1 protein-coding gene is annotated in these 1,624 nt (G+C 37.6%); it reads right to left on the bottom strand.

All coding sequences use genetic code 11. The annotated features are described in order from the left end of the window. Window positions 1-245 precede the first annotated feature (245 nt). Complete coding sequence (locus tag EYS08_RS25545) at window positions 246-1,538, bottom strand: IS1380 family transposase (protein WP_165456561.1); 1,293 nt, start codon at window positions 1,536-1,538, stop codon at window positions 246-248. Window positions 1,539-1,624 lie beyond the last annotated feature (86 nt).

Here is a 1,624-nt window from a genome sequence, read left to right as displayed (position 1 = left end):
CCGATAGCTCCTAAAATCCGCATGTCTGTCGTAATCTGAATATTACTAAGTTCTAAAAATGAATATCACCTGATTTTATTCCGCGATAATTATATTTATAGGCGGAAGTTCATTTTTGATTGGCATTTCTGAACAGATTTGGGGTCGAAATTTTATTTTAGGCATAAAAATGAAATAGACATCCCCTCCTGGCTATATTTCAGGTAACATATTAGCGCTAAGTATTTCTTTTAGTGATCCTGATGCTATGGGTAGCTATGATCTATTGAGTAAATTCTTAATTTCAGCTGTCTGCCCTGCCTAACCCACCTGGCTGGCCGGATGATGAATCTAAAAAGAAACTTTTTTAGTCTGAAAMACGGCTTCAGCGTTTTTACCTTTTGTGAAAAATAATCAATGATTTTATTATATATGTTTCTGCAGACCGCTGTAAAATATAGGAAAACCAGGTTTTTGTTCAGTGTAGAGAAAGGCATGTTATTCCATCCAAAATCATTTTTAAGGATATCAAATTGCCGCTCCATCGTCCCTCTCTGGTTATAAAAATGGACAAGGGCAACAACATCCGTTTCGAAGTTGTTAGTTAGGATCCCCCTGTATTCATAGGCATCCTGGGTAATCAAATCTACCTGGCCATCTTTTTTCAATCTCCGTTTGGCAATTAGCCTATATGTCTGTGGCTGTTGATTTTGTTCCCTGGCCTGGTTTATAAAGGGAAGAATGTCCGTGTACCCTACTTCCACTAGGCCATTTTTGTCCTCCATCACTTTCCAGTTGCAAATTTGCGGAAAATATTTCTCGACATAGCTGTTTCTGCATCCTATGTAAAAGTGTTCTACCTTCTGTTGTAGGAAATTAACCACCTCATACTGGTAGGATGCTGCATCTGCCCGAAAGTTTTTAATCTTTTTTACTTTCTTTGTTTCAAGCAGATTAAAAATTCTTTCGAGCGTATCCCTTTGAAATGACTTTGCATCAGAATTTCCATTTCTGTTTTCGATATAAAGTACAAATTGCTCATTGACGGTACAAACACCTGGCTGATAGCCATAATCTCTTTTGTAGGTCATTTTACTGTCCTGTTTTTCATTGAAAATGATCGTGTTATCATAATCAAGGGTAAGTTCCTGGGAATCAAGAATCCCGATCTTTTTGAGGACTTCCAGATTAAAGTTCTCAAGGGTCCGGTTGGTACAATATTGATGTGTAGCCACACCCCGCTTGGTTACACAGGTTTTTGTTTCTTCGGCAAGCCCGGAGAGTCTTCTCAAAACAGTATCGGGGCTTGCCAGTCTAAGATAAGGATTGTCGACAAAATGACTTTTTAAGTGGGTATGAAGATCTTCAACACTATCGCCGCCACAGAGAAAAACAGATTTAAGGGAGTAGAAAACATCCTTCCAGGAATACTTGCTTTGGGCAGCAACGCAGGGCAGATGTGCATGGCAAAGTTTATCGATTTCTAATTTGTTTAAGTAGTCAAAAACAAAATTTATGCCTCCGAAAGAGGATATTGGATTTGAATTTATTATTTTCACAGCAGTAATATTGGTCAACACTAATTTAAGTGAATATTACCTTGCTGCAAAACATTATTTATCAAGGTTTTGCAGCATTTTTTTTT

This window comes from Pedobacter kyonggii (assembly GCF_004310665.1).
Classification (GTDB): Bacteria; Bacteroidota; Bacteroidia; order Sphingobacteriales; family Sphingobacteriaceae; genus Pedobacter; species Pedobacter kyonggii.
This window is presented reverse-complemented; position numbering and strand designations above follow the sequence as displayed.